This window comes from Streptomyces milbemycinicus, assembly GCF_002154605.1.
Taxonomy (GTDB): Bacteria; Actinomycetota; Actinomycetes; order Streptomycetales; family Streptomycetaceae; genus Streptomyces; species Streptomyces milbemycinicus.
In genome coordinates this window covers 1-1,228 of sequence record NZ_MUNE01001129.1, presented here as the reverse complement: position 1 = coordinate 1,228, position 1,228 = coordinate 1, and the positions used below count along the sequence as shown (strand labels likewise).

The window sequence follows — 1,228 nt, the reverse complement described above, 5'->3', positions numbered from 1 at the left end:
TCCCCGGCGGGGACATGCCGGGGAAGCGCAGGGTCATCCAGTGCTCCGGGTCGTCCAGGAGCGAGAAGCCGATCTTCTCGTAGACGCCGTGGGCGTCGAACGTGGCGAGCAGGATGCGCCGCAGCCCGAAGGGCTCCAGGTGGTCACGGACGGCCGTGACGAGCGCGGTGCCAAGGCCCGTCCCGCGCGCGGACCGGTCGACGTAGACATCGCACAGCCAGGCGAAGGTGGCCTGGTCGGTGACGACCCGGGCGTACGCGACCTGGGCGCCCGAGGCCGTGTCGTACGCGCCGAAGTTGAGCGAACCGGCGATGGCGCGGTCCTGCTTCTCGCGGGTGCGGCCCAGCGCCCAGTACGCGTCGGTGGACAGCCAGTGGTGGATACGGGCCGCGTCGAGGCGGGAGGGGTCGGTGGATATCTCGTAGCCGTCGGCGGCCGGTCGGCCGTTCGTATCACTCATGTCGCTCATGGCGGGAGACTCGCAGGTCAGAGGGGCGGCGTCGAGGGGTTTTCGGCACGTATCCGGCACGTGAGGGATCCGGTGTGCCGTCAGCCCAGCACCTCGTCGCAGGCGGTACGGAGCCGGCGCAGCCCCTCCGCCAGCTCGCCCGCGCTCGCCGCCGAGGCGAAGCCCAGCCGCAGATGCGGGGCGGGCGGTTCGGCGCAGAAGTACGGGCGGCCGGGCGCGACGGCGACCCCGGCACGCTGGGCGGCGGCGGTCAGCGCGGCCTCGTCGGCGCCGTCGGGCAGCCGCAGCCACAGGTGGAAGCCGCCGGGCGGGACATGGCGCAGGGCGAGTTCGGGGAAGTCCCGCCGCACACCCGTGGCCAGCGCCTCGCGGCGGGTGCGCAACTCGGCGGCGACGGTGCGCAGATGGCGGGTCCAGGCGGGCGAGCCGACGAGTTCGAGCGCCGCCTCCTGCAGCGGGCGCGGCACGAAGAAGCTGTCGACGACCTGGATGGCGCGCAGCCGCTCCAGCGCGGGGCCGCGGGCGGCGAGCGCGCCCACCCGCAGACTGGCCGAGGTGATCTTGGTGAGCGAGCAGACGTGGACGACCACGCCGTCCGGGTCGTCGGCGGCGAGGGGCGCGGGCAGCGGCCCGGCGTCCTCGTGGGCGAGACGGCGGGCGAAGTCGTCCTCGATCACGAACGCGCCCGCCTCCCGGGCCACCCGCAGCACCTCCCGGCGCCGCTCGGCGGAGAGCACCGCGCCGGTCGGGTTCTGGAAG

Annotated in this window: 2 protein-coding genes; both read right to left on the bottom strand. The window is 74.7% G+C overall.

The annotated features are described in order from the left end of the window. The coding region (locus CCN51_RS51540; RefSeq protein ID WP_086861267.1) for a GNAT family N-acetyltransferase at positions 1 to 460 on the bottom strand (460 nt) is incomplete at its 3' end. Positions 461 to 549: 89 nt separating this feature from the next. After that, positions 550 to 1,228 (bottom strand): aminotransferase class I/II-fold pyridoxal phosphate-dependent enzyme (locus CCN51_RS51535; RefSeq protein WP_143676230.1); only part of this gene is annotated, 679 nt, incomplete at its 5' end.